The 22,011-nt window shown below is 69.3% G+C and carries 29 protein-coding genes; 25 read left to right on the top strand and 4 right to left on the bottom strand.

Translation table 11 applies throughout. The features are described from left to right. Nucleotides 1-200: 200 nt before the first annotated feature. The 25 genes from ACQP2T_RS28140 (at nucleotide 201) to ACQP2T_RS28020 (ending at nucleotide 19,329) form a co-directional block, all read left to right on the top strand. A complete protein-coding gene (locus ACQP2T_RS28140; protein WP_433519051.1) occupies nucleotides 201-440 on the top strand; it encodes a hypothetical protein in 240 nt (79 codons plus the stop codon). After that, on the top strand, nucleotides 385-1,884 hold the full coding sequence (locus ACQP2T_RS28135) for a hypothetical protein (protein WP_433519050.1): 1,500 nt from the start codon (nucleotides 385-387) through the stop codon (nucleotides 1,882-1,884). Before ACQP2T_RS28140 ends, ACQP2T_RS28135 begins: the two co-directional genes overlap by 56 nt. 10 nt (nucleotides 1,885-1,894) lie before the next feature. Then, nucleotides 1,895-3,109, top strand: a complete 1,215-nt coding sequence (locus ACQP2T_RS28130; RefSeq protein ID WP_433519049.1) for a phage portal protein — start codon at nucleotides 1,895-1,897, stop codon at nucleotides 3,107-3,109. Further along, nucleotides 3,106-3,771, top strand: coding sequence for an HK97 family phage prohead protease (locus ACQP2T_RS28125; protein ID WP_433519048.1), 666 nt, complete (start codon nucleotides 3,106-3,108; stop codon nucleotides 3,769-3,771). The genes ACQP2T_RS28130 and ACQP2T_RS28125 overlap by 4 nt, the downstream gene beginning before the upstream one ends. 136 nt (nucleotides 3,772-3,907) lie before the next feature. Beyond that, complete coding sequence (locus ACQP2T_RS28120) at nucleotides 3,908-5,299, top strand: hypothetical protein (protein ID WP_433519047.1); 1,392 nt, start codon at nucleotides 3,908-3,910, stop codon at nucleotides 5,297-5,299. A gap of 61 nt (nucleotides 5,300-5,360) precedes the next feature. Continuing rightward, nucleotides 5,361-5,579: a hypothetical protein gene (locus ACQP2T_RS28115; protein WP_433519046.1), complete on the top strand. Its 219-nt coding sequence runs from the start codon at nucleotides 5,361-5,363 to the stop codon at nucleotides 5,577-5,579. A 9-nt stretch (nucleotides 5,580-5,588) separates the two neighbouring features. Next, nucleotides 5,589-6,179: a phage head-tail connector protein gene (locus tag ACQP2T_RS28110; protein ID WP_433519045.1), complete on the top strand. Its 591-nt coding sequence runs from the start codon at nucleotides 5,589-5,591 to the stop codon at nucleotides 6,177-6,179. Beyond that, entirely contained in the window at nucleotides 6,179-6,601 is a 423-nt protein-coding gene (locus ACQP2T_RS28105) for a hypothetical protein (RefSeq protein ID WP_433519044.1), read from the top strand. Before ACQP2T_RS28110 ends, ACQP2T_RS28105 begins: the two co-directional genes overlap by 1 nt. 9 nt (nucleotides 6,602-6,610) lie before the next feature. Continuing rightward, nucleotides 6,611-6,811: a hypothetical protein gene (locus ACQP2T_RS28100; protein ID WP_433519043.1), complete on the top strand. Its 201-nt coding sequence runs from the start codon at nucleotides 6,611-6,613 to the stop codon at nucleotides 6,809-6,811. Beyond that, on the top strand, nucleotides 6,768-7,484 hold the full coding sequence (locus tag ACQP2T_RS28095) for a hypothetical protein (RefSeq protein ID WP_433519042.1): 717 nt from the start codon (nucleotides 6,768-6,770) through the stop codon (nucleotides 7,482-7,484). The genes ACQP2T_RS28100 and ACQP2T_RS28095 overlap by 44 nt, the downstream gene beginning before the upstream one ends. Before the next feature lie 59 nt (nucleotides 7,485-7,543). Beyond that, nucleotides 7,544-7,975, top strand: coding sequence for a hypothetical protein (locus tag ACQP2T_RS28090; protein ID WP_433519041.1), 432 nt, complete (start codon nucleotides 7,544-7,546; stop codon nucleotides 7,973-7,975). Nucleotides 7,976-7,981: 6 nt separating this feature from the next. Then, the gene (locus ACQP2T_RS28085; protein ID WP_433519040.1) at nucleotides 7,982-8,446 is read left to right on the top strand and encodes a hypothetical protein; all 465 of its coding nucleotides are present in this window, start codon (nucleotides 7,982-7,984) and stop codon (nucleotides 8,444-8,446) included. A 78-nt stretch (nucleotides 8,447-8,524) separates the two neighbouring features. Continuing rightward, nucleotides 8,525-8,833: a hypothetical protein gene (locus ACQP2T_RS28080; RefSeq protein ID WP_433519039.1), complete on the top strand. Its 309-nt coding sequence runs from the start codon at nucleotides 8,525-8,527 to the stop codon at nucleotides 8,831-8,833. After that, entirely contained in the window at nucleotides 8,773-9,117 is a 345-nt protein-coding gene (locus ACQP2T_RS28075; RefSeq protein WP_433519038.1) for a hypothetical protein, read from the top strand. The genes ACQP2T_RS28080 and ACQP2T_RS28075 overlap by 61 nt, the downstream gene beginning before the upstream one ends. Nucleotides 9,118-9,135: 18 nt before the next feature. Beyond that, a complete protein-coding gene (locus ACQP2T_RS28070) occupies nucleotides 9,136-12,468 on the top strand; it encodes a hypothetical protein (protein ID WP_433519037.1) in 3,333 nt (1,110 codons plus the stop codon). Between the two features lie 4 nt (nucleotides 12,469-12,472). Further along, nucleotides 12,473-14,566, top strand: a complete 2,094-nt coding sequence (locus ACQP2T_RS28065; RefSeq protein WP_433519036.1) for a hypothetical protein — start codon at nucleotides 12,473-12,475, stop codon at nucleotides 14,564-14,566. Between the two features lie 11 nt (nucleotides 14,567-14,577). Then, a complete protein-coding gene (locus ACQP2T_RS28060) occupies nucleotides 14,578-15,033 on the top strand; it encodes a hypothetical protein (RefSeq protein WP_433519035.1) in 456 nt (151 codons plus the stop codon). Next, entirely contained in the window at nucleotides 15,030-15,485 is a 456-nt protein-coding gene (locus tag ACQP2T_RS28055; RefSeq protein WP_433519034.1) for a hypothetical protein, read from the top strand. The genes ACQP2T_RS28060 and ACQP2T_RS28055 overlap by 4 nt, the downstream gene beginning before the upstream one ends. Before the next feature lie 11 nt (nucleotides 15,486-15,496). Next, a complete protein-coding gene (locus tag ACQP2T_RS28050) occupies nucleotides 15,497-15,967 on the top strand; it encodes a hypothetical protein (RefSeq protein WP_433519033.1) in 471 nt (156 codons plus the stop codon). Nucleotides 15,968-15,995: 28 nt separating this feature from the next. Then, complete coding sequence (locus ACQP2T_RS28045; protein WP_433519032.1) at nucleotides 15,996-16,316, top strand: hypothetical protein; 321 nt, start codon at nucleotides 15,996-15,998, stop codon at nucleotides 16,314-16,316. Beyond that, the gene (locus tag ACQP2T_RS28040; RefSeq protein ID WP_433519031.1) at nucleotides 16,316-16,924 is read left to right on the top strand and encodes a hypothetical protein; all 609 of its coding nucleotides are present in this window, start codon (nucleotides 16,316-16,318) and stop codon (nucleotides 16,922-16,924) included. Before ACQP2T_RS28045 ends, ACQP2T_RS28040 begins: the two co-directional genes overlap by 1 nt. Then, nucleotides 16,921-17,394, top strand: a complete 474-nt coding sequence (locus tag ACQP2T_RS28035) for a hypothetical protein (RefSeq protein WP_433519030.1) — start codon at nucleotides 16,921-16,923, stop codon at nucleotides 17,392-17,394. Before ACQP2T_RS28040 ends, ACQP2T_RS28035 begins: the two co-directional genes overlap by 4 nt. A gap of 7 nt (nucleotides 17,395-17,401) precedes the next feature. Next, on the top strand, nucleotides 17,402-18,196 hold the full coding sequence (locus ACQP2T_RS28030; RefSeq protein WP_433519029.1) for a peptidoglycan recognition protein family protein: 795 nt from the start codon (nucleotides 17,402-17,404) through the stop codon (nucleotides 18,194-18,196). A gap of 128 nt (nucleotides 18,197-18,324) precedes the next feature. Then, entirely contained in the window at nucleotides 18,325-18,882 is a 558-nt protein-coding gene (locus ACQP2T_RS28025; protein ID WP_433519028.1) for a hypothetical protein, read from the top strand. A gap of 72 nt (nucleotides 18,883-18,954) precedes the next feature. Then, on the top strand, nucleotides 18,955-19,329 hold the full coding sequence (locus ACQP2T_RS28020; protein ID WP_433519027.1) for a hypothetical protein: 375 nt from the start codon (nucleotides 18,955-18,957) through the stop codon (nucleotides 19,327-19,329). A gap of 172 nt (nucleotides 19,330-19,501) precedes the next feature. Here the strand turns inward: ACQP2T_RS28020 and ACQP2T_RS28015 are convergent, their stop codons facing one another. From ACQP2T_RS28015 to ACQP2T_RS28000, 4 genes are all read right to left on the bottom strand, one after another. Continuing rightward, on the bottom strand, nucleotides 19,502-19,960 hold the full coding sequence (locus tag ACQP2T_RS28015; protein WP_433519026.1) for a hypothetical protein: 459 nt from the start codon (nucleotides 19,958-19,960) through the stop codon (nucleotides 19,502-19,504). A gap of 71 nt (nucleotides 19,961-20,031) precedes the next feature. Next, the gene (locus ACQP2T_RS28010) at nucleotides 20,032-21,153 is read right to left on the bottom strand and encodes a DUF2637 domain-containing protein (protein WP_433519025.1); all 1,122 of its coding nucleotides are present in this window, start codon (nucleotides 21,151-21,153) and stop codon (nucleotides 20,032-20,034) included. A 36-nt stretch (nucleotides 21,154-21,189) separates the two neighbouring features. Further along, nucleotides 21,190-21,327, bottom strand: coding sequence for a hypothetical protein (locus ACQP2T_RS28005; protein ID WP_433519024.1), 138 nt, complete (start codon nucleotides 21,325-21,327; stop codon nucleotides 21,190-21,192). Nucleotides 21,328-21,336: 9 nt separating this feature from the next. Next, the gene (locus tag ACQP2T_RS28000) at nucleotides 21,337-21,894 is read right to left on the bottom strand and encodes a hypothetical protein (protein WP_433519023.1); all 558 of its coding nucleotides are present in this window, start codon (nucleotides 21,892-21,894) and stop codon (nucleotides 21,337-21,339) included. Between the last annotated feature and the right edge of the window lie 117 nt (nucleotides 21,895-22,011).

The raw sequence follows: 22,011 nt of genomic DNA, 5'->3' as shown, positions 1-22,011 counted from the left end.
AACACCGAGCGCGGCAACAAGCCCTTGAGCGGGCCACCGTTGCGCACCTCGCAGGACTGGTAGCCCTCACATCGCCGCAGGTCACAGCGTCGAGCGATCGAATCGCGTTTCCGCAGGTCACAGCCTTTTAGCCGGGACCCTGGACGACCCCGCGCCTAGGCGTCCACTTTTCTCTCCCCGCAAGATCATGGACGGTGATCATGGCTGAGCTGGTCGAGACGGTCGAGGGCGGCAACCGGCGCGCGTCGTTGGAGGCGATCCGCGACAAGCTGGCCGCCGAGCTCCGTGAAACCGCCGGCCGGGACGCCGCGGTCATCGCCAAGGAACTGCGCGCGACGATCGCCGAGCTGGACGGCATGCCCGGCGGAAAGGAGCGCAGCACCGTTGACGAGCTTGCTGCCCGACGTGCGGATCGGATCGCAGACGCCGCGGGTCGGTAGGTGGCCCGACTACGTTTCCAGCGCCGCGCCCGAAGTGATCGACCTGGCTGCGTCGGCGGGCCTGCATCTGGACCCGTGGCAGCAGTACGTGCTCACGCACGGCCTGGGCGAGCAGCCCGGCGGCCGGTGGGCTGCCATGAAGGTGTCGTGCTGGGTGCCGCGCCAGAACGGTAAGGGCGGCATCATCGAGGCGTTGGAGCTCGGCTGGCTGTTCCTGCTCGGCGAGAAGCTGGTCTTGCATTCGGCACACGAGTACAAGACGGCGCAGGAGGGCTTCCTCCGTGTCAAAGGGCTGATCGAGTCGACGCCGGACCTCGACCGGCGGGTCAACCGGTACTGGCAGGCCAATGGCGAGCAGGGCATCGAGCTGACACGGTCCGCGGGCGGGGCCCGGCTGCGGTTCGTGGCGCGCAGCCGTACGTCGGGCCGCGGCTTCTCCGGCGACAAGAACGTGCTCGACGAGGCGCAGGAGTTGACCGCGCAGCAGCGGGCCGCCACGCTGCCCACCCTGTCGGCCAGGCCCAATCCCCAAGAGTGGTTCTTCGGCACCCCGCCGGACGATCCTGCGGCGTGGGCGTACGGGCTGCGCACGGACGGCGAGGCCGGCTCGGAGCGGATGGCGCATTTCGACTGGGGCGCCGATCTGGACGTCACCAACGAGGCGGACCGGCGGCGGGCCGCCCGCGACCGGGACCTGTGGTACGCGTGCAACCCATCGCTGGGCATCCGCATCCGCGAAGAGACCGTGATCGATGAGGCGAAGCCGTCCGGGCTGGGCGACAAGTTCGCGGCCGAGCGGCTCGGCGTGTGGCTGCCCCGGGCCGGCGACGGGGCGAGCGTCCTGGACGTCGACGCGTGGATGGAGCTCGCCGACGAGGAGTCGCGACGTGAGGGCGACGTGGCGTTCGCGCTGGACGTCACCCCGAGCCGGGATGCGGCCTGCATCGCCGTGTACGGGCTGCGCTCGGACGGGCTCGGCCACCTGGAGGTCGTCGAGCACAGGCCCGGCACCGACTGGCTGGTCGATCGGCTGATACAGCTCAAGGAACGCTGGGATCCGGTGGCTATCGGGCTGGACGTGAAAGGCCCGGCCGGGTCGCTGCTCACCCCGTTGGAGAAGGCAGGCATCAAGCCTCCGGAGGATCCGGAGCATCCTCGCCGCGGTGACCTGGCAATCCCGAGCGTGCAGGACGTGGCCGCCGGCTGCGGGCAGCTGGCCGACGCCGTACGGCAGGGCACCCTGCGGCACATCGGCCAGGAGCTGCTCGAGACGGCCGTGCGTGGCGTGAAGACCAGGCCGCTCGGCGACGCGTGGGCGTGGGGCCGGCGCGTCTCCACAGTGGACATCAGCCCGCTTGTGGCCTGCACGCAAGCGCGGTGGGCGTACGAGACGCGGGCGCACCTGATCGAAGAGGACTACGACGTAGCGGACTCGTTCGGCTGAAGGGAGGGACATGGGCGTCTGGTCCAGATTGCGCGGCGCGTTCACGCGGGAAGCGCAGATCATCACCCCGGAAGACCTGATCGCGATGAACCGCGGCCTGCGCACGGGCGGCGGCGGCGTGCTGGTCAACAACGACACCGCGCTACGGCACAGCGCCGTCTGGGCGTGTCTGCGGCTGCGGGCTGACCTGATCTCCACAATGCCGGTCGACGTATTCCGGCGAGTGTCCGGCGTCCAGGTCGAGGTGCCCAAGCCGCCCGTGCTCGTCACGCCGGGCGGTCAGCGGGTCGGCGTCAAGGAGTGGCTGTATTCCACTCAGGTGGATCTGGACCGGGCCGGGAACTGCTTCGGCGTCATCGTCGAGCGCTCTGGTGTCGTCGGGCCGGACGGGCGCGGCCTGCCCGCGCGCATCGACCTGGTGACCCTGTCGGATGTGACCGTCCGGGCGAAGGGCGCCGAGATCACGAAGTTCATCGTGGCCGGCGTCGAGTACGACCCGTGGGAGATCTGGCACGAGAAGCAGTTCACTGTGGCCGGTCTCCCTCTCGGCCTGTCCCCGGTCGCGTACGCGGCGTGGGGCATCGAGGAGTCGCTGAACGCGAGCAAGTTCGCCCGCGACTGGTTCGGCGGCGGGGCGATCCCGCTCGCCGAGCTGAAGAACACCGCCAAGAAGATCAACAAGGATGAGGCGAAGATAGCCAAGGAGCACTTCCGGGCGTCCGTACGCGACGGTGACCTGTTCGTGCACGGCAACGATTGGGAGTACAAGCCGATTCAGGCGGTCGCCCAGCAGTCGGCGTTCATCGAGGCCCGCCAGTTCGGCCTGACGGACATCGCTCGCTTCTTCGGCTGCCCGTCCGACCTGATCGACGCCGCCGTGTCCTCGGGCCACATCACCTACGCCACGATCACGCAGCGGAACCTGCAGTTCCTCATCATGAACCTGGGACCTGCCGTTTCCCGCCGCGAGGACGCGATGGGCCGCGGCCTGGTGCCGGGCCCGCGCTACGTGAAGCTCAACCGGGACTCGCTGCTGGCCATGGACCCGGAGGCCCGCGCCCGCACCCTGCAGACGCGGATCGCCTCGCGGACTCTCGCCCCCTCGGAGGCGCGGGAGCTGGAGGACCTGCCGCCGTTCACCGAGGTCCAGCTTGCCGAGTTCGACCGGCTGTTCGGCAGCCCGCGCACGCAACCCACCACCGCCACGTCGGGAGCGACACCATGACCGCGACGTCTCGCGAGGCCGCAGCGGCGGCCCGCGCCCAGCACGTACGGCAGCGCGCCGACCGCCCCTCACAGCGCCGCTGCGCCGAGCACGCCACCTCCCGCGCGACCGCCCGGGTGCCCGCGTCGATCGAGCTGCGCACCGCCGGCGACGGCGGCCAGCTGGAGTTCGCCGGGTACGCCACGGTGTACGAGCGCGGATATGAGATGTGGGATCACTACGGGCCGTACACGGAGATCGTGTCCGCGCGGGCCGGCGCCGAGTCGCTGGCCCGCGCCGACCTGGATGTGCCGCTGGTGCTCGGCCATGACCAGCTCCGCCGCATGGCCCGCACCACGACCGGCACCCTGCAGCTCGTCGAGGACGACAGCGGCCTGTCGGTGCTCGCGGCGCAGCTCGACCCCACCGACCATGACGTGGCCTACATCGTGCCGAAGCTGCGGGCCGGGCTGATCGACGAGATGTCGTTCGCGTTCCGCATCGAGGCCGGGCAGTGGAGCCCGGACTACAGCGAGTACCGGATCTCTCGCTACGACATCCACCGCGGTGACGTGGCGATCGTCGGCTACGGCGCGAACCCGGCGACCGAGGCGGTGCTACGGCAGCAGCCGGCGCCGTCGAGCAGGGCCCGCGCGCTGCTGGAAATCGCGCTCGCCCGCTGAACCCCTGAACTACCCGCCCTATGGCGGGTGCTTTGCCCTGCGCTCGCGCGCACGAGTCCACCCGGCGCATCGCCTCGGGTGGCCGTCTGACCTGGACCGGGGCGTCATGAATCCCAACAAGCAAGGAGATCGAGCCATGACGCTCGGAGAACTGATCGCGCAGGCGCGAGAGGCGCTGACGACCGCGATCACCGCACGGCAGCAGGAGCAGGACGCCCTGCTCGCGCTGCGAAGCGACCCCGACCTGACCGAGGATGCCGTGTCCGCTCGGGTCGCTACCCGCGACGCCGCCGACGCTGAGGTCACCCGCCGGCAGACCGTTCTGGACGGCCTGCTCGGCGAGCAGGCGCGCGAGGAGGAGATCGCCGTCCTGTCGGCCCGGGTCACCCCGACCGGCAACCGCTCCCCCGCCTACGACCGGGTCGGCCGGGTCGGTGTCGAGGAGCGCACCTACCGGCAGGACAAGGACCGGCGCGGCGCCGCGTTCGAGCGGGACGTGGCCTCCGCGTTTCTCGGCGACTACGAGGCCCGCGACCGGCTCTCCCGGCACATGCAGGAGGAGCGTGTCGAGCGCGGCGCCCAGCTCGAAGAGCGCGCGGTCGGTACCGGCGCTTTCACCGGCCTGGTCGTCCCGCAGTACCTGACCGACATGTACGCGCCCGCCGCGGCGGCCAAGAGGCCGTTCGCCGACGCGATCCGCGGCCACGCGCTGCCCGCCGAGGGTATGACGGTCAACCTGTCGCGGATCACCACGGCGACCAGCACCGCGCTGCAGGCGTCGGAGAACACGGCCGTGTCCGAGACGAACATCGACGACACGCTGATGACCTTCAGCGTCCAGACCAACGCCGGCCAGCAGACGCTGTCGCGGCAGTCGATCGAGCGCGGCGCCGGTGTCGAGCCGGTGGTGCTGGACGACCTGTTCCGCCGGTATGCGACCACGCTGGACTCGACTCTGCTCAACCAGGCCACGAACGGCCTGACCAACGTGGCTACCGCCGTGGCGTACACCGACGCGTCGCCGACCGCGGCCGAGCTGTACCCGAAGGTGATCCAGGGGCTGTCCGAGGTCGAGGCGGCGCTGCTCGACATGGCGACCGGCGACAACCTGGCCGTCATGCACAGCCGCCGCTGGTACTGGATGCAGAATGCGATGGGCTCCACCTGGCCGATGATCAGCCAGCCGGGCATCGTTCAGCAGACCCTCGGCGCCAACTACGCCACCGTGTACGGCAACGGCGTGCGCGGTGTGCTGCCGAACGGCACGCCGGTGATCGTGGACAACAACATCGGCACGACCCTCGGCGCTGGCACTGAGGATGAGATCTACCTGGTGGACCGGCAGGAATGTCACCTCTGGGAAGACTCGAACGCCCCGATGTACATCCGCGCTGAGCAGCCCGCCGCCGCGTCCCTCGGCGTGCTCATGGTCGTGTACGGCTACTTCGCCTACACCCACGCCCGCTACGCCCACGCCCGCAAGATCGCCGGTACCGGCCTGATCGCCCCGACGTTCACCGGCGTCTAACCACCCGTTCGTGCTCGGGGCCCGTGCCCACCGGGCCCCGAGCGCCCCACCAGGAGTGACGATGACAGAAGACCCGATGATCGCCGCCCTCCTGCGGGAGCGCGACGGCTACGTCCAACACGGCTTGGACGACCGTGTGAGGCAGGTCGACGAGCAGCTCGGCCTGCGCGGCTACAAGCCGTCCACAGACGCCACTGAGACCTCTGGGGAGGGCGGAGGACAGGAGCCCCCCTCAACGCCTCCCAAGGGCCGCAGGACCGCCCGCAAGGCCACTACCTGAGGCGGAGACGTGGCCCACGAGTACGCCACCCTGGCCGACCTGAAAACGCAGGTAGGCATCACCGACACAGCCCGCGACGCGCTGCTGAACAACGCGCTCGCGGCGGCGTCCCGCGCCATCGACAAGAAGACCGGTCGCCGATTCTGGCTCGACGACACCGCGGTGCAGCGCACGTTCAACCCGTTCGGCCGCACCGTCCGGGACGAGCGCGGCGAACTGCTGCTGATCGACGACATCGGCACCCTGACCGGCCTGCTCGTGGAGACCGGGTCGGGCAGCTCGTGGACGGCCGCCACCAGCTACGAGACCGCGCCCGATAACGCCCTGCTCGACGAGCAGGCCATCACCGGCCTGCTCCTGCCCGCCGGCTCGTGGGGAACCACCATGACCCGCGTACGGATCACCGCCCGCTGGGGATGGCCAACCGTGCCCGACGAGATCATGCAGGCCACCCTGCTGCAGGCCGGACGGCTGTTCCGGCGTAAGGACAGCCCGGAAGGTGTGGCCGGGTCCGCCGAATGGGGGCTGATGCGCGTGCCGAATCTCGACCCTGACGTGCGGGCCCTGATCGAGCCGTACATGCTGCCCGGGTTCGGCTGATGGCCAGCCTCAGCGACCTCCGGGAGGGCCTGGCCGTACGGCTGCGCACCATCCCGGCCCCGTTCGCGGTGCACCCGCAGGTGCCCGACAGCATCAGCCCGCCGGCGGCCGTCATCACGCCCGGGTTCGAGGGCGAGCCGACGATCCGGTTCGACTCCACGATGGGGCGCGGCTCGGACGATTTCCTGTTCACGGTCACCCTGCTGGTTCAGGCCGTCGACGACCGCTCTTCGCAGGCGGAGTTGGACGCCTACCTGGAGGGTTCCGGCGTCCGGTCGGTGAAGGCGGTCATCGAGGCGGACCCGAGCTTGGGCGGGGTGGCGAGCTTCGTCCGGGTGCGGGAGGCCCGCAACTACGGGCCCATGACGTATGGAGAGGTCCGCTACGTGGGCGTTGACTTCGGCATCGAGATCACCGCTTAGGAGGCACAGGTGGCCAAGCAATACCGGGCGCTGGTCGGCCTCGACTACCCCGGCCGAGGGCGCGGCGAGGAACGCCGGGCCGAGCCGGGAGACGTGGTCGACGACCTGCCCAAGACGAGCGTGCCCTGGCTCGTCGAGCAGGGCGCGATAGAGGAGGTGACCGACGATGGCGTTCGTGCACAGCAGGAACGGCCGGGTGCTGGTCAATGACAAGCACCTGTCCGGGCGGATCACCGGCTGGACCGTCGCCGGGGAACGCAGCCTCGGCGAGACGACGACGCTGCTCGACGACGGGGCGCGGTTCATCCCCGGCCTGCGCGGCGGCAGCATCAACGTCAACGGCCTGTTCGACGGCGAAGAGGGCGATATCGACGAGACGATTCAGGCCAGCGACGGCGCCTTGGACGGGCTGCTGACCAGCGTCATGCCGGACGGCTTCACGATCGGCAAGCCCGCGTTCATCGCCACGTCGAACCTGTCGAGCTACAGCATCGAGTCGTCGGTGTCGGACACTGTCAGCCTGACCCTGGAGACCACCCCCAACGACGGCGTCGACCACGGCCAGGTCGTGCACGCCCACACGGCGGAGACCGTCACCGGCAACAGCGCCTCGGTGGACAACACCACCTCGTCTCTCAACGGCGGGGTCGCGTCGCTGCACGTGACGGCCGTCTCCGGCACCACGCCCTCGGCCACGGTGAAGGTGCAGCACAGCGCCGACAACGTCACGTTCACGGACCTGATCACGTTCACGGCCGCGACGGTCGTGGGCTCCCAGCGCAAGACGGTGACCGGGACGGTCAACCAGTACGTGCGCGAGCAGCACACCATTTCCGGCACCACGCCGAGCATCACCTACGCGACGGCATTCGCCCGCCGCTAACCCACCCTTTCTCAGACCCGCGCCGGCCATGGCCGGTTTTTTCATGCCTGGAGGGCGACGTGTCTTTCGTACACGGCAAGGACAGCGTGTTCGCGGTCGACGACACCGGCGGCACGCTGCGCACCATCTCCCAGTACGTCGACAACGTGTCCGGCCTGCCGGGCTCGCGGGACCTGTCGGAGGTGACCGCGTTCGGCGACCAGGGCACCAAGAACATCCCCGGCCTGGTCAACACCTCGTTCAGCATCTCGGGTCACTTCAACTCGACCGTGACGACCGGCCCGGACGCCGTGCTCGGCGCGCTGATGACCGGCCAGACCGCAACGGCGTCGTTCGAGTACGGCCCGGAAGGCAGCACCACGGGGAAGGTGAAGTACTCGGGCGAGTGCTGGGTCACCTCCTACACCGCCGAGTCGTCGGTGTCCGACAAGGTGTCGTTCTCGGCCGAGTTCCAGGTGGACGGCGTCGTCACGCGCGGCACCTACGCCTGAGCCGTCATGCCGTCGCAGTGGGAAGTCGCCTTCGAGTTCGGCAAGGACTGGAAGGCGCTCAACCGGCGCCTACGGCACGCGGGCGAGAAGGGCCTGACCAAGGAACTGCGCAAGGCGGTCCGCGAGGCGGCCAAGCCCGCCCGCGACGCCGCCAAGATGGCCGCCCGCACCATCCCCGCCAAAGGCCCTCGCTCGACCGGCCTGCGGCGGAGGATGGCGCGCGGCGTCGGCATCCAGGCGACGGGCACGCGGGTGCGGATCGTCACCCGCATGCCATCTGGGATGGAGATGCTTCCGCGCGGTTTCGACACCGAGAAGGGGTGGCGTAAGCCCCTGTTCGGCAACCGGGAGCGGTGGTTCCAGCAGCCGGGCCACCCCTGGTTTCGCAAGACGATCGCCAAGACCGCGCCCAAGGCGCGGCAGGAGATGAGGGCCGCGATGGACCGGGTCGCAGCCCAGATCACCCGCTGATCGCGGGACGGCCGGCTGATGCGGGTCTCCCGGCCGTCCCGTCACCACCCAGACCCGCACCGCACGAAGGAGACCCGCATGACCAGCACCAGCAGTAAGCGAGGGGCCGTGACCGCCGACGTCGAGGCCCCGCAGCCCTCCCCCAAGCGCGTGTTCGAGTGGGCGGGCGAGAACGGGCAGACCATCAGCCTCGCGATCCCCCGGCGGATCAAGCGCGGCAAGGTGGCTCGGCGTCTCGCCGCAAACGACATGCTCGGCGCGCTCGACGTCATCTTCACGCCGGAGGAGGTCGAGGCGTTCGAGGACCTCGACCTTTCGCAACAGGAGTGGGAGGACCTGCAAGAGAAGATCTTCGAGGCGCTCGCCGGTGTAGGCCCAAAAAACTGATCGAGCTGTGCCGCCTGCTGGTCGAGCAAGGCGACGAGCTGGAGGCCGAACTGGCTCACCGCTACCCGCGCGACGCCGACCAGCTTTCGGAGTTCTGGGCGGGCCGCATGTCGTGGCGGCGGCTGTGGGTGCTCGTCAAGGGCTGCTGGTCCACGGAGACCGAACTGCTCGCCCAAAACCGGGACCTGCTCGCGTACACGGCGTGGCTGTACGCCTGCGTGCACCGCGGCGACGGGCCCACACCACCTCGGCCTGAACCGATCCCGCGACCGTTCGACAACTGAATCACCCGGGGGTGAGCTGTGGCCAATCAGACCGCCCTCGGGTTCACCATCTTCGCCCGTGAGCACGCGTCCAAGGCGTTCAAGCAGGTAGCCAGCGACCTGGACAGGCTTGAGAAGCGGATGCAGACCGCGCACAAGGCGGCGGGCAAGGGCTTGGGCCTGGCCGCGCTGGCTGGCGGCGCGGTCGCGCTCACCCAGGCCGTACTACCCGCCGCGGCGGCCGTCGCTGCCCTACCTGCCGCCCTGGTCGCTACCAAGGTGGCGACGGGCGTTCTCAAGGTCGGCCTGATCGGCGTGGGCGACGCCATGTCGGCCGTGGCCGAGGGCGACGCCAAGAAGCTGGACGAGGCGCTGGACAAGCTGTCGCCGAACGCGAAGGCGTTCGTGCGGGAACTGGCCGGGCTGAAGAAGAGCTTCGACCCCGTCCAGCGGGCCGTCCAGGACAAGCTGTTCGACGGGCTGGCCGCCCAGATGGGGCCGGTCGCCCGCAACCTGCTGCCGACCGTCAAGACCGGCATGCTCGGCGTGGCGGCCGGGTTCAACTCCGCCGCCAAAGAAGCTATCGCGTTCGCGTCTACGGACCTGGGCAAGGGCACCGTCAACAAGGTGTTCGCGGGCACCAGCCGCACCATGGGCATCCTCGCCGGGGCTGTGCAGCCCGCGCTGAGGGCCGTGTCCGCGCTGATCGGTCCGAGCTTCACGCTGGCCGAGCGGATGGCGCAGTGGGCGGTCAACGGCGCCAAGGCGGCGAGCGCGTTCCTCACATCGGAGCGCGGCGCGGCGATGCTACAGCGGACCGTCGACAAGGCGGGCGACACGCTGGCGCAGCTCGGCCGGATCGGCGGCAACGTCGCCAAGGGCCTGGCCGGTGTGCTGTCACAGGCGAAGGGCGCCGGTGATGGGCTGCTCGACACTCTGGAGCAGGGCACCGCGAAGTTCGCCGCCTGGTCCCGCAGCGTGGAAGGGCAGCAGCAGGCGGCGGAGACGTTCCGGCTTCTGCACGACGCGGCGGTGGCGGTGGTCGACGTGCTGCCGGTCCTGCTGGGGCCGCTCGGCGCGATCGTCAAGCTGATCAACGGTCTCCCTGGGCCGCTACGGGATGGCGCCGTGCAGTTCATCGCGGTCGCCGTCGTCGTCGGCACGCTGGTCTCCAAGCTGCGCCCCCTGCTCACCGTGGTCGGCGGCGTGGCCAGCGCGTTCACCAGCGCTGACGGGCCGATACAGAAGTTCAAGGACCGCATCGGCGGCATGGAGGCGCCGGCCGCTAAGGTGCGCGGCGCCCTGTCCGGCATCACCGGCGTGCTCGGCGGGCCGTGGGGTATCGCCCTGACCCTCGGCATCGGCGCCGTCTCGATGTTCGCCGCCAAGCAGGCCGAGGCCGACCAGCGGGTACGGGACCTGACCGAGACGCTGGACAAGCAGACCGGCGCAATCACCGCCGACACCCGCGCCCTGGCGGTGCAACGGCTGGAACAGGATGGTCTGCTCGCCGTCGCCCAGCAATTGGGCATCAGCCTGGACACCGTCACGAACGCCGCCCTCGGCAACCAGACAGCTCTCGCCCAGGTCAACAGCGTCTTGGACGCCTACGGCAACAAGCTGCGTGACGCGGCGGCCAGCGAGCAGGTGGCCGGGGCGGGCACCGACGAACTGTCGAAGGGCTCGGTAGAGCTGCGGCTAGCGCTGCAGGGCCAAAACCAGGAACTCAACGAAGCCATCGCATCCTCCCGCCGGTCGGCGGAGGCGATGGGGCCGGCCGCGGCGGCGGGACGCGACACAGCGGCCAGCCTGAACGGCGTGGGCGCGGCGGCCAGCACGGCGAACGTGAAGGTCTCCTCCCTGAACACGACACTGGCCAAGTTCCGCAGCTTGAACGGGGACGCGGACCTGGCGGCCATCGCGTTCCGCGACAGCATCGACGAGCTGACCACGGCGTTCTCCAAGAACAACGTCCAGATCGACCAGCGCACCGGCAAAATCAACATCAACAGCAAGGCGGGCCGGGAAGCCAACCGGGTGCTGATCGGCTCCATTCAGGCCGCGATCGAGCACTCGGCCAAGGTCCGCGATCAGACGGGCAGCGTCGACAAGGCGAACAAGGTGTTCGCCACCGAGATCACCCGCCTGCGGGGCGTGCTGCAGCAGTCGGGCCTGTCCCGCGCCGAGATCGACAAGCTGGTGGCCCGCTACACGAAGCTGCCCGGCCAGATCAACTCAGCTACCGGGAAGATCAAGAACCGGCGCGTGATGATCGAGGTGAAGGCGGGCGGCAAGCTCGTCGGCTTCCACGTCAACGTCAACGGCTCCGGCGGCACCGTGCTGAACGCTTCCGGCGGCATCATGCCGGACGTCCTGCCCGGCTACACGCCCGGCCGCGACGTGCACACCTTCTACGGCCCCAACGGCGGCAAGATCGGCCTGTCCGGCGGAGAAGCCGTCATGCGGCCGGAGTGGACCCGGGCGGTCGGCTCCGACTACGTCAAGCAGATGAACGCCATCGCCCGCAGCGGCGGCACCAAGGCGGTCGCCGAAGCGATGGGCGTCGGCCCCCGCTGGTCGTCCAAGATGCGCGGCGAGGGCGTCGGCTACGCCTCCGGCGGCATCATCGCCAAGCACTCGGTGACCGGCCTGTCGTCGGTGCAGAAGATGGCGTCGCGGGCCAACTCGCTGTACGGCGGGTGGGCGTCCCAGATGGGCGCGGCCGTGTCCAAGGAGTACAACAAGCTTTGGCTCGGCGGGCCCGGCGTGCAGAACGCGCTGAAGTGGGCGCGCAACCAGGCCGGGAAGCCGTACGTGTGGGGCGGCGTCGGCCCCGGCGGCTACGACTGCAGCGGCTTCATGTCCGCGATCACCAACGTGATCAAGGGACGCAAGCCGTACAACCGTCTGTTCACCACGTGGAGCTTCGGTAACAAGACCGGACCTCAAGGGTTCGTCCGCAACCGGCCGTCAGGCTTCCGGGTGGGCATCTCCGACGCCGGGGTTGGCCACATGGCCGGCACGCTCGGCGGCGTCAACGTCGAGTCGTCCGGCAGCAAGGGCGTACGGGTCGGCTCCGCAGCCCGCGGCGCGACCAACGGGATGTTCTCCCGCCGGTACGGCCTCAAGCTCGCCACCGGCGGGCTCGTACCGACGTTCGACAACGGCGGCATGCTGCCGCCCGGCACGTCGATGGTGCACAACGGCACCGGGGCGCCGGAACCGCTGGCCAACCTCGACAAGATGCCGCCCGTTGACGTGCGCCTGCTTATCGACTCGGCGGGCTCCCGCCTGGATGACCTGCTGGTCGAGGTCCTGCGGCGCGCGGTGCGGGTGCGCGGCGGCAACGTTCAGACCGTGCTGGGGAGGTGAAGCCGTGGCCGACCTGTTCGACGTCCTGGTGGAGCTGTTCATCAACGGCTCCTGGGTGGACGTCACCACCGACGTCCGGATTCGCGACGGCGTATCCATTGGCCGAGGCCAGAGCGACGAAGGGTCGCGGTCTGAGGCGTCGCGGCTCACCCTGTCGTTCAACAACCGGCTGGGCAAGTACAGCCCGCGCAACCCCACCTCGGCGTACTACGGGCTGCTTGGCAGGAACACCCCCATCAGGGTGACCGCCGAGAGCAGCGTCCGGTTTGTCGGCGAGGTGTCCTCGTGGCCGCCCCGCTGGGACATCACCGGCAACGACGTGTGGACGCCGGTCGAGGCGTCCGGCATCCTGCGCCGCCTCGGCCAGGGCGCCGCACCGCTGCGCTCGGCCCTGTATCGGGGGCTGACGAACCCGGCCCTGGCCGTGCCGGTCGTCGCCTACTGGCCATGTGAGGACGGCGACGGATCGTCCCGGCTGGCCTCGGGCGTCGGCGGGCCGTCCATGACGTTCACGGGCACACCCGACCTGGCCTCCTACACCGAATTCGACTCCTCCGACCCGATCCCGCTCCTGGCCGACAGCGTATGGACGGGCGTCGTGCCCGCATACACGGTGACCGGCGACGCGAGCATCCGCTTCCTGCTCGCCGTCCCGGCCGCCGGCATCTCCGGAGATGAGGCGCTGATCAGCATCTACGGGTCGGGCACCGCCGCTCAGTGGGTTATCAGGTACGGCGACCCGGGCGGCGACCTCAAGGTGCAGGCGTACGACGAGGACGGCAACGTCCTGCTGGACAGCGGGTTCATGGTGTTCGCCGTCACCGGTAAGAAGCTGCGAGTGGCGCTCGACCTCGACCAGAACGGCGCCAACATCGACTGGGACCTGTCCATCCTGGAGCCCGGCGCGACCAGCGGCCTCACGGCGGGCGGCACCCTGGCCTCGCGGACCCTCGGCCAGGTGCAGCGGATCATCGTCTCGGTCGGCGGCGGCATCACTGACACCGCGATCGGGCACATCAGCGTCCAGTCGGCGATCACATCCATCTTCGACCTGGGCCCGCAGTTGGCCGCCTACACCGGCGAGACTGCGGGCCGCCGCATCGAGCGGCTGTGCGACGAGGAACAGATCACGTTCACGTCGGTCGGGACGCTCGACGACAGCACGGCGATGGGCCCGCAGAAGCCCGCGACGCTGCTCGACCTGATCGGCGACGCAGCCGACGCCGACATGGGGATCCTGTACGAGGCGCGCAACCAGGTCGGGCTCGCCTACCGGACCCGGTCCAGCCTCTACAACCAGGCCGCCGCGGTCGCCCTCGACTACGACGCCCGCCACCTGTCGCCGCCGCTGGAGCCGGTCGACGACGACCAGAACGTGCGCAACGATGTCACCGTCACCAGGAACGACGGCTCGTCCGCCCGCGCCGTCGTCACGACCGGCCCGCTGTCGACGGCCGCCCCGCCGAACGGGGTGGGCCGCTACGACGAGCAGGTGACCGTCAACGTCGCCGCTGACACCGACCTGCCCGACCAGGCGAACTGGCGAGCCCACCTCGGCACCGTCGACGAAGCCCGCTACCCGCAGGTGACGGTCAACCTGGCCAGCCCCGGCGTGTCCAGCGACGCCGCCCTGACCGCCGACGTGATCGCGCTGGACGTGGGCGACCGGCTGACGATCGACAACCCGCCGTCCTTCCTACCGCCCGACCAGATCAGCCAGATAGCGCGCGGCTACACCGAGACGCTCACCCCCAAGGAGTGGAGCATCACGGTCAACTGCACGCCAGAGACGCCCTACCAGGTCGGCGTGTACGGCACCGACCGCTACGGCACCGAGTACGCCACCCTCAACTCCTCGGCCACCAGCTCGGCCACGTCCCTGTCGGTGGCCACGTCCAAGGGGCCGCTGTGGACGACCGCCGCCGGTGACATGCCGTTCGACATCGCGGTGGGCGGCGAGCAGATGACCGTCACCGCCATCTCCGGCAGCAGCTCGCCGCAGACGTTCACGGTCACCCGGCACGTCAACGGGGTGACCAAGTCGCACGCCGCCGGCGCCGTACTGAAGCTGTTCACGCCCGCGATCCGGGCTCTGTAAGGGAGGGGCTCGTGCCCGACATCACAAACGGCGAACTGGTGACGGCGGTCGACATGCCGCCCTCAGTGTGGGCGTTCGACGACACTCGCATCTCCGACATCTCCTCCACGGCCTACATCTCCGGCTCGCCGCTGGTGTCGCTCTACTTCATCGCCCCCACCTCCGGCAGGGTGCTGCTGACGGTGGGCGGCGGGCTGCAGGACTCCAGCACCGCCAACCGGGTGCACCTGGCCCCGGTGGTGCGCGAGGACGGGCCGAACGGGACCGCGGTCCTGGCCGCCGACGTGGTGGCGCGCGGTATCGGCTGCACGGATCAGACCACCTCGTTCATGTACCTGTCCCGGACGACGCTCCTGACCGGGCTGACGCCAGGCCGCACCTACTACGCACACACCGCCTACAAGGTGTCCGGCGGCACCTCCGGCGACATCCAGTCGCGCGACATCACCGTGGTGCCCGTCCCATGAGCGACTACCGGGCCGGAACCACCGTCCAGGCGCTCGACTTCCCGCCGGCCAAGTTCAACCGCGACGCCACCGACGTGCTCAACGTCACCTCGACCACCTACACGGACGGCACCCCGCAGATCTCCACCACCTTCACCGCCCCCACGTCGGGCCGTGTGCTCGTCACCGTGGGCGGTGGCCTGCGCGGCGACGGCACCCGCCGCCTACACCTCGCGCCGGTCGTCAAGGAGACCAACGACTCCGGCTCGACCGTCCTCGGCCCGAACGTGGTCACGCGAGGTATCGGCGTGCAGGAGAACGCCACCGGCTACGTGTATTACAGCCGCACCACGCTGCTCGAAGGGCTCAAGCCGGGCCAGCTCTACTTCGCCAAGACGCAGCACAAGGCGTCGGCGGCGGCCGGTACGCGCGGGTTCGACGTCCGCGACATCTACATCACACCCGCGCCGTAGGAGGCGAACCCGTGACGGACATCCTCGTCGGCTCCAAGGTGAAGGCCGCCGACTTCCCGGCGTCGGTGTGGGCGCAGGACGCCACCGAGATCCTGAACATCACCTCGACGACGTTCATCACCGGCAGCCCGGTCGTGGCCACCACCTTCGTCGCCCCCACCTCCGGCAGGGTGCTCGTCTTCGTCGGCGGGGCCGCCCGCGCGCAAACCGGCGACAACCGGGTGTTCATCGTCGCCAACGTGTTCCTGGGCACCAGCGCCGCCGGTACCGAGGTGCTGTCGGCGAGCGTCGGCTTCACGGGCTGCGGCTTCTCGCTGGCCGCGACGAACTACTACTACCAGAACCGGACGTTCCAGATGTCGGGCATGACGCCCGGCTCGACGTATTACGCCCGCGTCATGTACTCGGCGACCAACACGGGCGTCACGGACAACACCTGCGACATCGCCTGCCGAGAAATCGGCGTCATCCCTATCTCTTGACGGCAAGGCGAGCAAGCGAGGGGCCGACGTGCCTGATGAACCGACTCTCGGCGAACTCTCCCGCCGCCTAGACAACAACGCCGCGATGCTCACCCAACTCGTCCAGCGCGCCGAGTACGCCGCTGACCAGCGGCTGACCGAGCGGCGATTCATCGAGTTGGAGCGCGATGTGGACGAGGTTCGGCGAACTCTTGGCGACGACATAAAGGCGGTGCGCTCGGCGCTCGACGCCGCGGCGGAGAAGCGGACGTCGAATGTCAAACAGGCGTTCTACGCCGGGATTCTGCCTGCGGTGCTGGTGCTGGCCGGCATCGTCGTGCAGATCTGGCTCGCCGCTAGGGGCGGCTGATGGGGGCGCACGTGCGCGGGCTGCGCAGAAACTGGCTGGTCCTGTCCGGAGCGGCCGTGGTGGCGGTGCTGGTGGCGGTCATATCGATGCAGATCCACGCGTTCGGCGCCCAGCTCCGACAGGCGGAAGACGATCGGCAAGTCCTCTCCGAGCAAGTTCAGCGGCTGGGCGGGGTGCCGCTGGTGTCGCCGTCGGCCGGCCCACCCGGGCAGCGCGGAAGCCAGGGCCAGAAAGGCGACCCCGGTCGACCGCCAACGGTCCTAGAAATCCAGGCTGCGGTGACCGCCTACCTGCAAGAACATCCTCCGCGAGACGGAAAAGCGCCCACTGCTACGCAGATCGCCGCCGCCGTCTCCGCATACCTGCAGACCCATCCGCCTGCTCGCGGCCCTGCAGGCGAAAAAGGAGAGCCCGGCCCGGCCGTCACCGGACCGCCGGGGCCCGCGGGTGAGCGTGGCCAAGACTCCACCGTGCCGGGGCCGAAAGGTGACCGCGGCGAACCGGGGCCGCCGCCGGGCGGCTGGACGTTCACCTATGCCGGCCTCACCTACACGTGCACACCCGTCGAATCTGGCTCGACCGCCTATCGATGTGAAGGAGCGCCATGACCGCGTACGTGTGCAGCCTCAAGGCCGCATCCCAGACCATCCCCGTGACCAACGCCAACGGCGACTACTACGTGGTCCGCTTCCCGTACGGCACCGAGTCCTACGACGACCACGGCATGCACAACCCGGGCCAGCCGGACGGCATCACCTCCGCCTACCCGGACGCCCGCTCCGGGCTGATCTGGCCGCAGCACGACGCATGGGCCGAGCTGTACGCCCTCATGTACTGGGAGGCCGAGGACTACACGGAGCTGCGGGACCGGTTCGTCCGCGACCCTCTCGACCTGTCCACCGGCTACGACTCGACGTGCACGGAGGACCGGGCCATCACGCCAGGCGGCCAGTACATCGCCAAGACGTGGGGCATGTTCGTCCACCCCGCAACGCCGGTCGGGCTGCTCGTCCAGCACAACGCGCCCACGTCGGTGAAGCTCACCCTCGCCGAGTTCAAGATCGCATACCACTTGTGAGGTCATCATGCCGTGGCTGACCCAGCTCGCCGACGTCGCCAGACGCACCGGCTACCCCGTAACCGAGGTGCCCGGATGGAAGACCCGCGGGCACGGCTCGCAGCCGGCCGTCCGCGGCATCGTCGCCCACCACACGGCGGGCCGCGACGACTTGCACGTAGTCCGGGACGGCCGCCCCGGACTGGACGGGCCGCTCAGCCAGTTCTGGCTGAAGCACGACGGCACCATCTACGTGGTCGCGGCCGGGAAGTGCTGGCACAACGCGCCCTCGACCAGCGCGAACCACACCAACTCGAATGCGCTCGGCATCGAGGCGGAGAACAACGGCCGCGAGCCATGGCCGGCCGTCCAGCTCGACGCCTACAAGCGGCTGTGCGCCGAGCTCTGCCGCGAGTTCGGCCTGCCCGCGACACGGGTGAAGGGCCACAAGGAGGTGCAGCCCGGCAAGCCGGACCCGCACTCGTTGGACATGAACACCTTCCGCTCGGCGGTCGCGGCCCTCATGGCAGGCACCGCGCCGAAACCGACCCTCTCCTGGATGGAGCAGCTCGTGAAGGACCTGCCGCTGATCTCGCCCGGTGACAACAACTACGACGTCAAGACGGTCCGCGGCTGCCTGTTCGCCCGAGGCCGCGTTCCCGCAAGCGCCTACGCCGAGACGGGCCTGCAGGGGTGGCTGGAGTCCACCCACGCAGACCCCGACCTGGTCGCGCTCGTGCACGTCTTCCAACGGGCTGAGGGCCTCGACGACGACGGCTACGTGGGACAACTGACCTGGCCGCACCTGCTGCGCGTCGCGTAGCTGTGGACGGCCTCTGGCTGCGCTGGTGGCCGCCTCCCACAGAGGAGACGGAGCAACTGCGCGAGCCCGATGAGCAGCCCGGCCGAATCCCCGGCTGGGTGGACGAAACCAACTAGGAGAGCGCCCTCATGCTCAAGCAGACCATCGCGGCTTCGACAGTCGCCCTCGCCCTCGGCCTGGCCGTCCCACCGGCCGCCGCTTCGGCAGACGTGGCAGGGCTCGCCGTCGGCACGATCGGCTACAACGCGCACGGCGCCGACGTGCCCGGCAACAGGAACAGCGAATACATCGACGTGGTCAACGCCGGGCGTGAGCCGGTCGACGTGAAAGGGCTGCGCATCGAAGACGCGTGGGCGCACGCCAACCCCGACCGGGCCGCCGCGACCGGCTGCAACACCTTCACCGTCGCCGTACTGCCCGGCGTCGCGCCTGGCGCCGACGGCGCCGTCATGCTGGCTCCACGCCACGCCATCCGGGTCTACATGGGCGCCGGCACGGACGTGCTCGACGGCCGCACGTACAAGCTGTTCAAGAACTCCGACCCCCGCTGCGGCTTCAACGGCCACGTGCTGAACAACAACGCGCCCGTGTCCGGCACTGGCCCGTGGGAGACGGTGTGGCTCGTCAAGGGCGCCGCGTCGGAGGCCAAGTCGTACGAGTTTTACAACGGCTACTACGTTCGCTGACCAGTGGCCAACCCGTCGCCCGCCCCGCACCAGCGCGGCGGGTTTCTCATTTCCGAGCCTCCAGGAGGGGCTATGCGAATCCTCGGCCGTGAGCCCGCACTGTGGCTCACCCTCATCCAGACAGGGCTCGCCTTGGCGGTCGGCCTCGGCCTGACGGTGACCGGCGAGCAGGCGGGCGCTATCAACGCCGCCGCTGCCGCAGTGCTGGCACTGGTCGCCGCCATCGCCGTCAAGCCGTTCCCGGTGCCGCTGCTGATGGGCGCCGTCCAAGCGCTGATCGCGCTCGGCGTCGGCTTCGGCCTCGACCTGGCTGCCGGGCAGGTGTCGCTGCTGAACGCGGCCGCCGCCGCGCTGGTCGGATTCATCATGCGGATGCACGTGGAGCCGTCGGTGACGGAGAACGGCCATCCGGGGGTGCATTCCGACAAGAACGTGTCGTCCATGTAGAGGACGTCTCGCGCTGCCTGCCCACGCGGCGCGAGCGACCGCCGCCCTTCCCTGTGGCGGCGCGCAGGCGGCCGGGCCTAGCCCGTCCGGTCGCTTGTGGACACGAGAAAGCCCCGTCCACCTTCGGGTGGGCGGGGCCTTTTCGCGCGTCTGGGCTTAGACGCGCTTCCAGCTATAGGCCTGTGGTCGCGGGGCCGTCGGTCCGGAAGCCGAACGTGGCGTCGGCCCCCAGCTTGAGCCGCATCCGCCTCGCCATCTCCTCGGGGGACACGCCCGCGGTGCGCTGGGAGCGGCGCAGAATCTTCTCCACCGTCTCCTCCCACCAGAACGTGTGCAGCAGGTAGGCGACGATGCCCTCCAGCCCGGTGGTGGCCGCGATGTCGGCTTCGGCGCGGTAGATGCTGTGCCAGTCGCGGGCGTGGGAGAGGCGGTTGTGGTCCTCGTACCAGAGCAAGCCTTCGGCGATCTCCGCCGCGATCTGGTGCGGCATGTGGGCTATGTCGGCCTCGGTGAGCCCGAGCTTGCCAGCGAGCTCCAGCATGCGTTCGACGGAGCCGTTGCCGTGCACCCGGGCGAGACCCTGAGCCGCGCGCGCGGACAGCGGCGGCACTTCGGAGTGCGGGTGAGCCATGAGCGTTTCCCTTCGCGGTGATCTGAGTGGGCACGATTTGAGGTAGTCGAAAGACACCCGCTGTGCGTCTTTCACACCGCGTGTAGACGCCGGCCAGAGACGCCGTCGGAGGTGTCTTCCGGAGCGTCTTTCTGGCCGTCTTCGGCAGTGTCTGTCGGAGCGTCTTCGTCACCGTCTTTTGAAGCGTCTTCGAGAGCGTCTTTCGAGGCCTTTGCGGCGGCGTCTTCAGCGTCTTCGGAGGCGAGTTCGGCGAGCACCTCGCGCCGGAGCGTCCGCACGTACCCACTCGGCTCCAACCCGAGCTCCCGGGCCAGGTCGGCGGCCGTCATTTCCGGGCTCCCCTTCATGATCGCCATCGCCTTGTCTTTCGTGCTGACCTCGACGTTCGCAGGCTTGACGGGTCGGGCTGGCTGACGCTTTACCGCGGGCCGGGATATGGCGGGCGGTGACGGCTCGCGGTCGTTGCGGTCGGTCCCGGGAACGTCTTTCAGGCTGTCCTTCGGAGCGTCTTCGACGGGGCGCTCGGCGTCTTTCGGCGTCTGCGGGAGACGCTCGACAACGGGCGGGAGAGACGCTTCGAAAGACGCTCCCCACAGAGTCGTCGGAGCCATCGGGGCGGGCTGTGAAAGACGCTCGACTGGAGGCGCTTCGACCGTCTGCGAGAGACGCTCCACAGACACTGCGACAGACATCGGCGAAGCGTCTTTCGACCCGTCTGCCGGACCGTCTCCGGCCGTCTTCCTTCGGCCGCTCACCGCGTCGGTGATGGCCTCAATCAGGATGATCAAAAGGTGGAGGCTGAGCGCCAACGCCACAGCGGGGATCGCCGAGACGGCGCCCGCCTGCCACCCAACGAGGACGACCTTGCCGCCCTGCGACTGGGTGGCGTGCAGCGCGTTGCAGGCGACCGAGATGGCGACGCCGGCCAGGACGACGAACCAGGCATAGCCCGTCGTCTTGCCCAGCATCTTCAGCACGAGGGCGGCCATGGTGCCCACCGTCATCGCCCCGTCCACGCTGACCGACATGAGCCACGACAAGCTCATGGCGACGTGCGCGGCTTCCGCCACAGCGGTGAGCGCGTCGTATGAGAGCACGAACGCGCCCACCACGACGGCGACCAGCGCGAACACGGCCACGGCGATCATCGTGACCAGCTTGCCGTCAAGCCTGTTCGTCTCGGCGGCATCCATAGTGGGCTCTCCTTTAGTCGTGTAGGTAGGCGGCGATCAGCCGTTGATCTGCAGGGTGGTGCCGCAGCCGCGGCAGTCCACGAAGACGAGCACCTCGCACTGGTTCAGCGCGGCCGCGTCGACCTGTATCGGGCGCCCGCAGGTGCCGCAGTGCACAGTGACGGTCTCGGGCATGGTGATCTCCTATCGAGGGAGGTTCAGCAGTAGGGCGTCGGCGCCGTCGGCGGTGAGCCAACGGCCGTTGAAGGGGAGCTTTCGACCGGAACGGACGTGCCGGTAGGCGGCGGCATAGGTCTCGCCGAGCTCGTCTGGGGCACCTTGGATGCGCTGCAGCGCGTACTTCAGCCGGCTCAGCGCCGGGTAGAGGATCTGCAGGACGCCTTGCAGGACGCCGATCTGGGCCAGGCACCATTCGGTTTCCGGGGTCTCGTCGTAGATGGCCCACAGCCCGGCGATCTGATTCTCAAGGTCGACGATCAGGTTGTTGACCTGCACGAGCCGGTTGTAGATGTCGCACTCCAGATCGATCAGCACGTTGACGAAGTTCACGTCCGTCCGCCAGGCCACGCCCGCGTGCAGCATCGCCATGTACGGGACGCCCAGCACGTGCGCCGTGCCGATGAGGCGCCGGTAGCTGAACGCGACCAGCCCGGTTGCCTGGCAGCGGCCGCACATCCGGGCGGCGATCTCACCTAGGCCGGTCGTGTCGGCCAGCGCCGTCGCGATGGTTACGACGTCCATCTCACACCTCGATTCGGTAACTCTGCGTATCGCTGATCATGGTTTTTGGGACTTCCGGCCTTGATCTCCTCATCTCCTCATCTCCTCACCGGGAGGGCATATATAGGGGCTCCCATG

The organism is Nonomuraea sp. CA-143628 (assembly GCF_050942315.1).
Taxonomy (GTDB): Bacteria; Actinomycetota; Actinomycetes; order Streptosporangiales; family Streptosporangiaceae; genus Nonomuraea.
The sequence above is the reverse complement of the archived record's forward strand: the minus strand, read 5'-3'. Positions and strand labels throughout refer to the sequence as shown.

Bases quoted from the DNA above. Each gene is read 5' to 3' on its own strand.
- ACQP2T_RS28085 (WP_433519040.1), top strand. From the start codon at position 7,982: ATGCCGTCGCAGTGGGAAGTCGCCTTCGAGTTCGGCAAGGACTGGAAG.
- ACQP2T_RS28080 (WP_433519039.1), top strand. From the start codon at position 8,525: ATGACCAGCACCAGCAGTAAGCGAGGGGCCGTGACCGCCGACGTCGAG.
- ACQP2T_RS28115 (WP_433519046.1), top strand. From the start codon at position 5,361: ATGACAGAAGACCCGATGATCGCCGCCCTCCTGCGGGAGCGCGACGGC.
- ACQP2T_RS28030 (WP_433519029.1), top strand. From the start codon at position 17,402: ATGCCGTGGCTGACCCAGCTCGCCGACGTCGCCAGACGCACCGGCTAC.
- ACQP2T_RS28020 (WP_433519027.1), top strand. From the start codon at position 18,955: ATGCGAATCCTCGGCCGTGAGCCCGCACTGTGGCTCACCCTCATCCAG.
- ACQP2T_RS28130 (WP_433519049.1), top strand. From the start codon at position 1,895: ATGGGCGTCTGGTCCAGATTGCGCGGCGCGTTCACGCGGGAAGCGCAG.
- ACQP2T_RS28120 (WP_433519047.1), top strand. From the start codon at position 3,908: ATGACGCTCGGAGAACTGATCGCGCAGGCGCGAGAGGCGCTGACGACC.
- ACQP2T_RS28140 (WP_433519051.1), top strand. From the start codon at position 201: ATGGCTGAGCTGGTCGAGACGGTCGAGGGCGGCAACCGGCGCGCGTCG.
- ACQP2T_RS28040 (WP_433519031.1), top strand. From the start codon at position 16,316: ATGGGGGCGCACGTGCGCGGGCTGCGCAGAAACTGGCTGGTCCTGTCC.
- ACQP2T_RS28015 (WP_433519026.1), bottom strand. From the start codon at position 19,960: ATGGCTCACCCGCACTCCGAAGTGCCGCCGCTGTCCGCGCGCGCGGCT.
- ACQP2T_RS28025 (WP_433519028.1), top strand. From the start codon at position 18,325: ATGCTCAAGCAGACCATCGCGGCTTCGACAGTCGCCCTCGCCCTCGGC.
- ACQP2T_RS28125 (WP_433519048.1), top strand. From the start codon at position 3,106: ATGACCGCGACGTCTCGCGAGGCCGCAGCGGCGGCCCGCGCCCAGCAC.
- ACQP2T_RS28000 (WP_433519023.1), bottom strand. From the start codon at position 21,894: ATGGACGTCGTAACCATCGCGACGGCGCTGGCCGACACGACCGGCCTA.
- ACQP2T_RS28010 (WP_433519025.1), bottom strand. From the start codon at position 21,153: ATGGATGCCGCCGAGACGAACAGGCTTGACGGCAAGCTGGTCACGATG.
- ACQP2T_RS28095 (WP_433519042.1), top strand. From the start codon at position 6,768: ATGGCGTTCGTGCACAGCAGGAACGGCCGGGTGCTGGTCAATGACAAG.
- ACQP2T_RS28055 (WP_433519034.1), top strand. From the start codon at position 15,030: ATGAGCGACTACCGGGCCGGAACCACCGTCCAGGCGCTCGACTTCCCG.
- ACQP2T_RS28105 (WP_433519044.1), top strand. From the start codon at position 6,179: ATGGCCAGCCTCAGCGACCTCCGGGAGGGCCTGGCCGTACGGCTGCGC.
- ACQP2T_RS28005 (WP_433519024.1), bottom strand. From the start codon at position 21,327: ATGCCCGAGACCGTCACTGTGCACTGCGGCACCTGCGGGCGCCCGATA.
- ACQP2T_RS28035 (WP_433519030.1), top strand. From the start codon at position 16,921: ATGACCGCGTACGTGTGCAGCCTCAAGGCCGCATCCCAGACCATCCCC.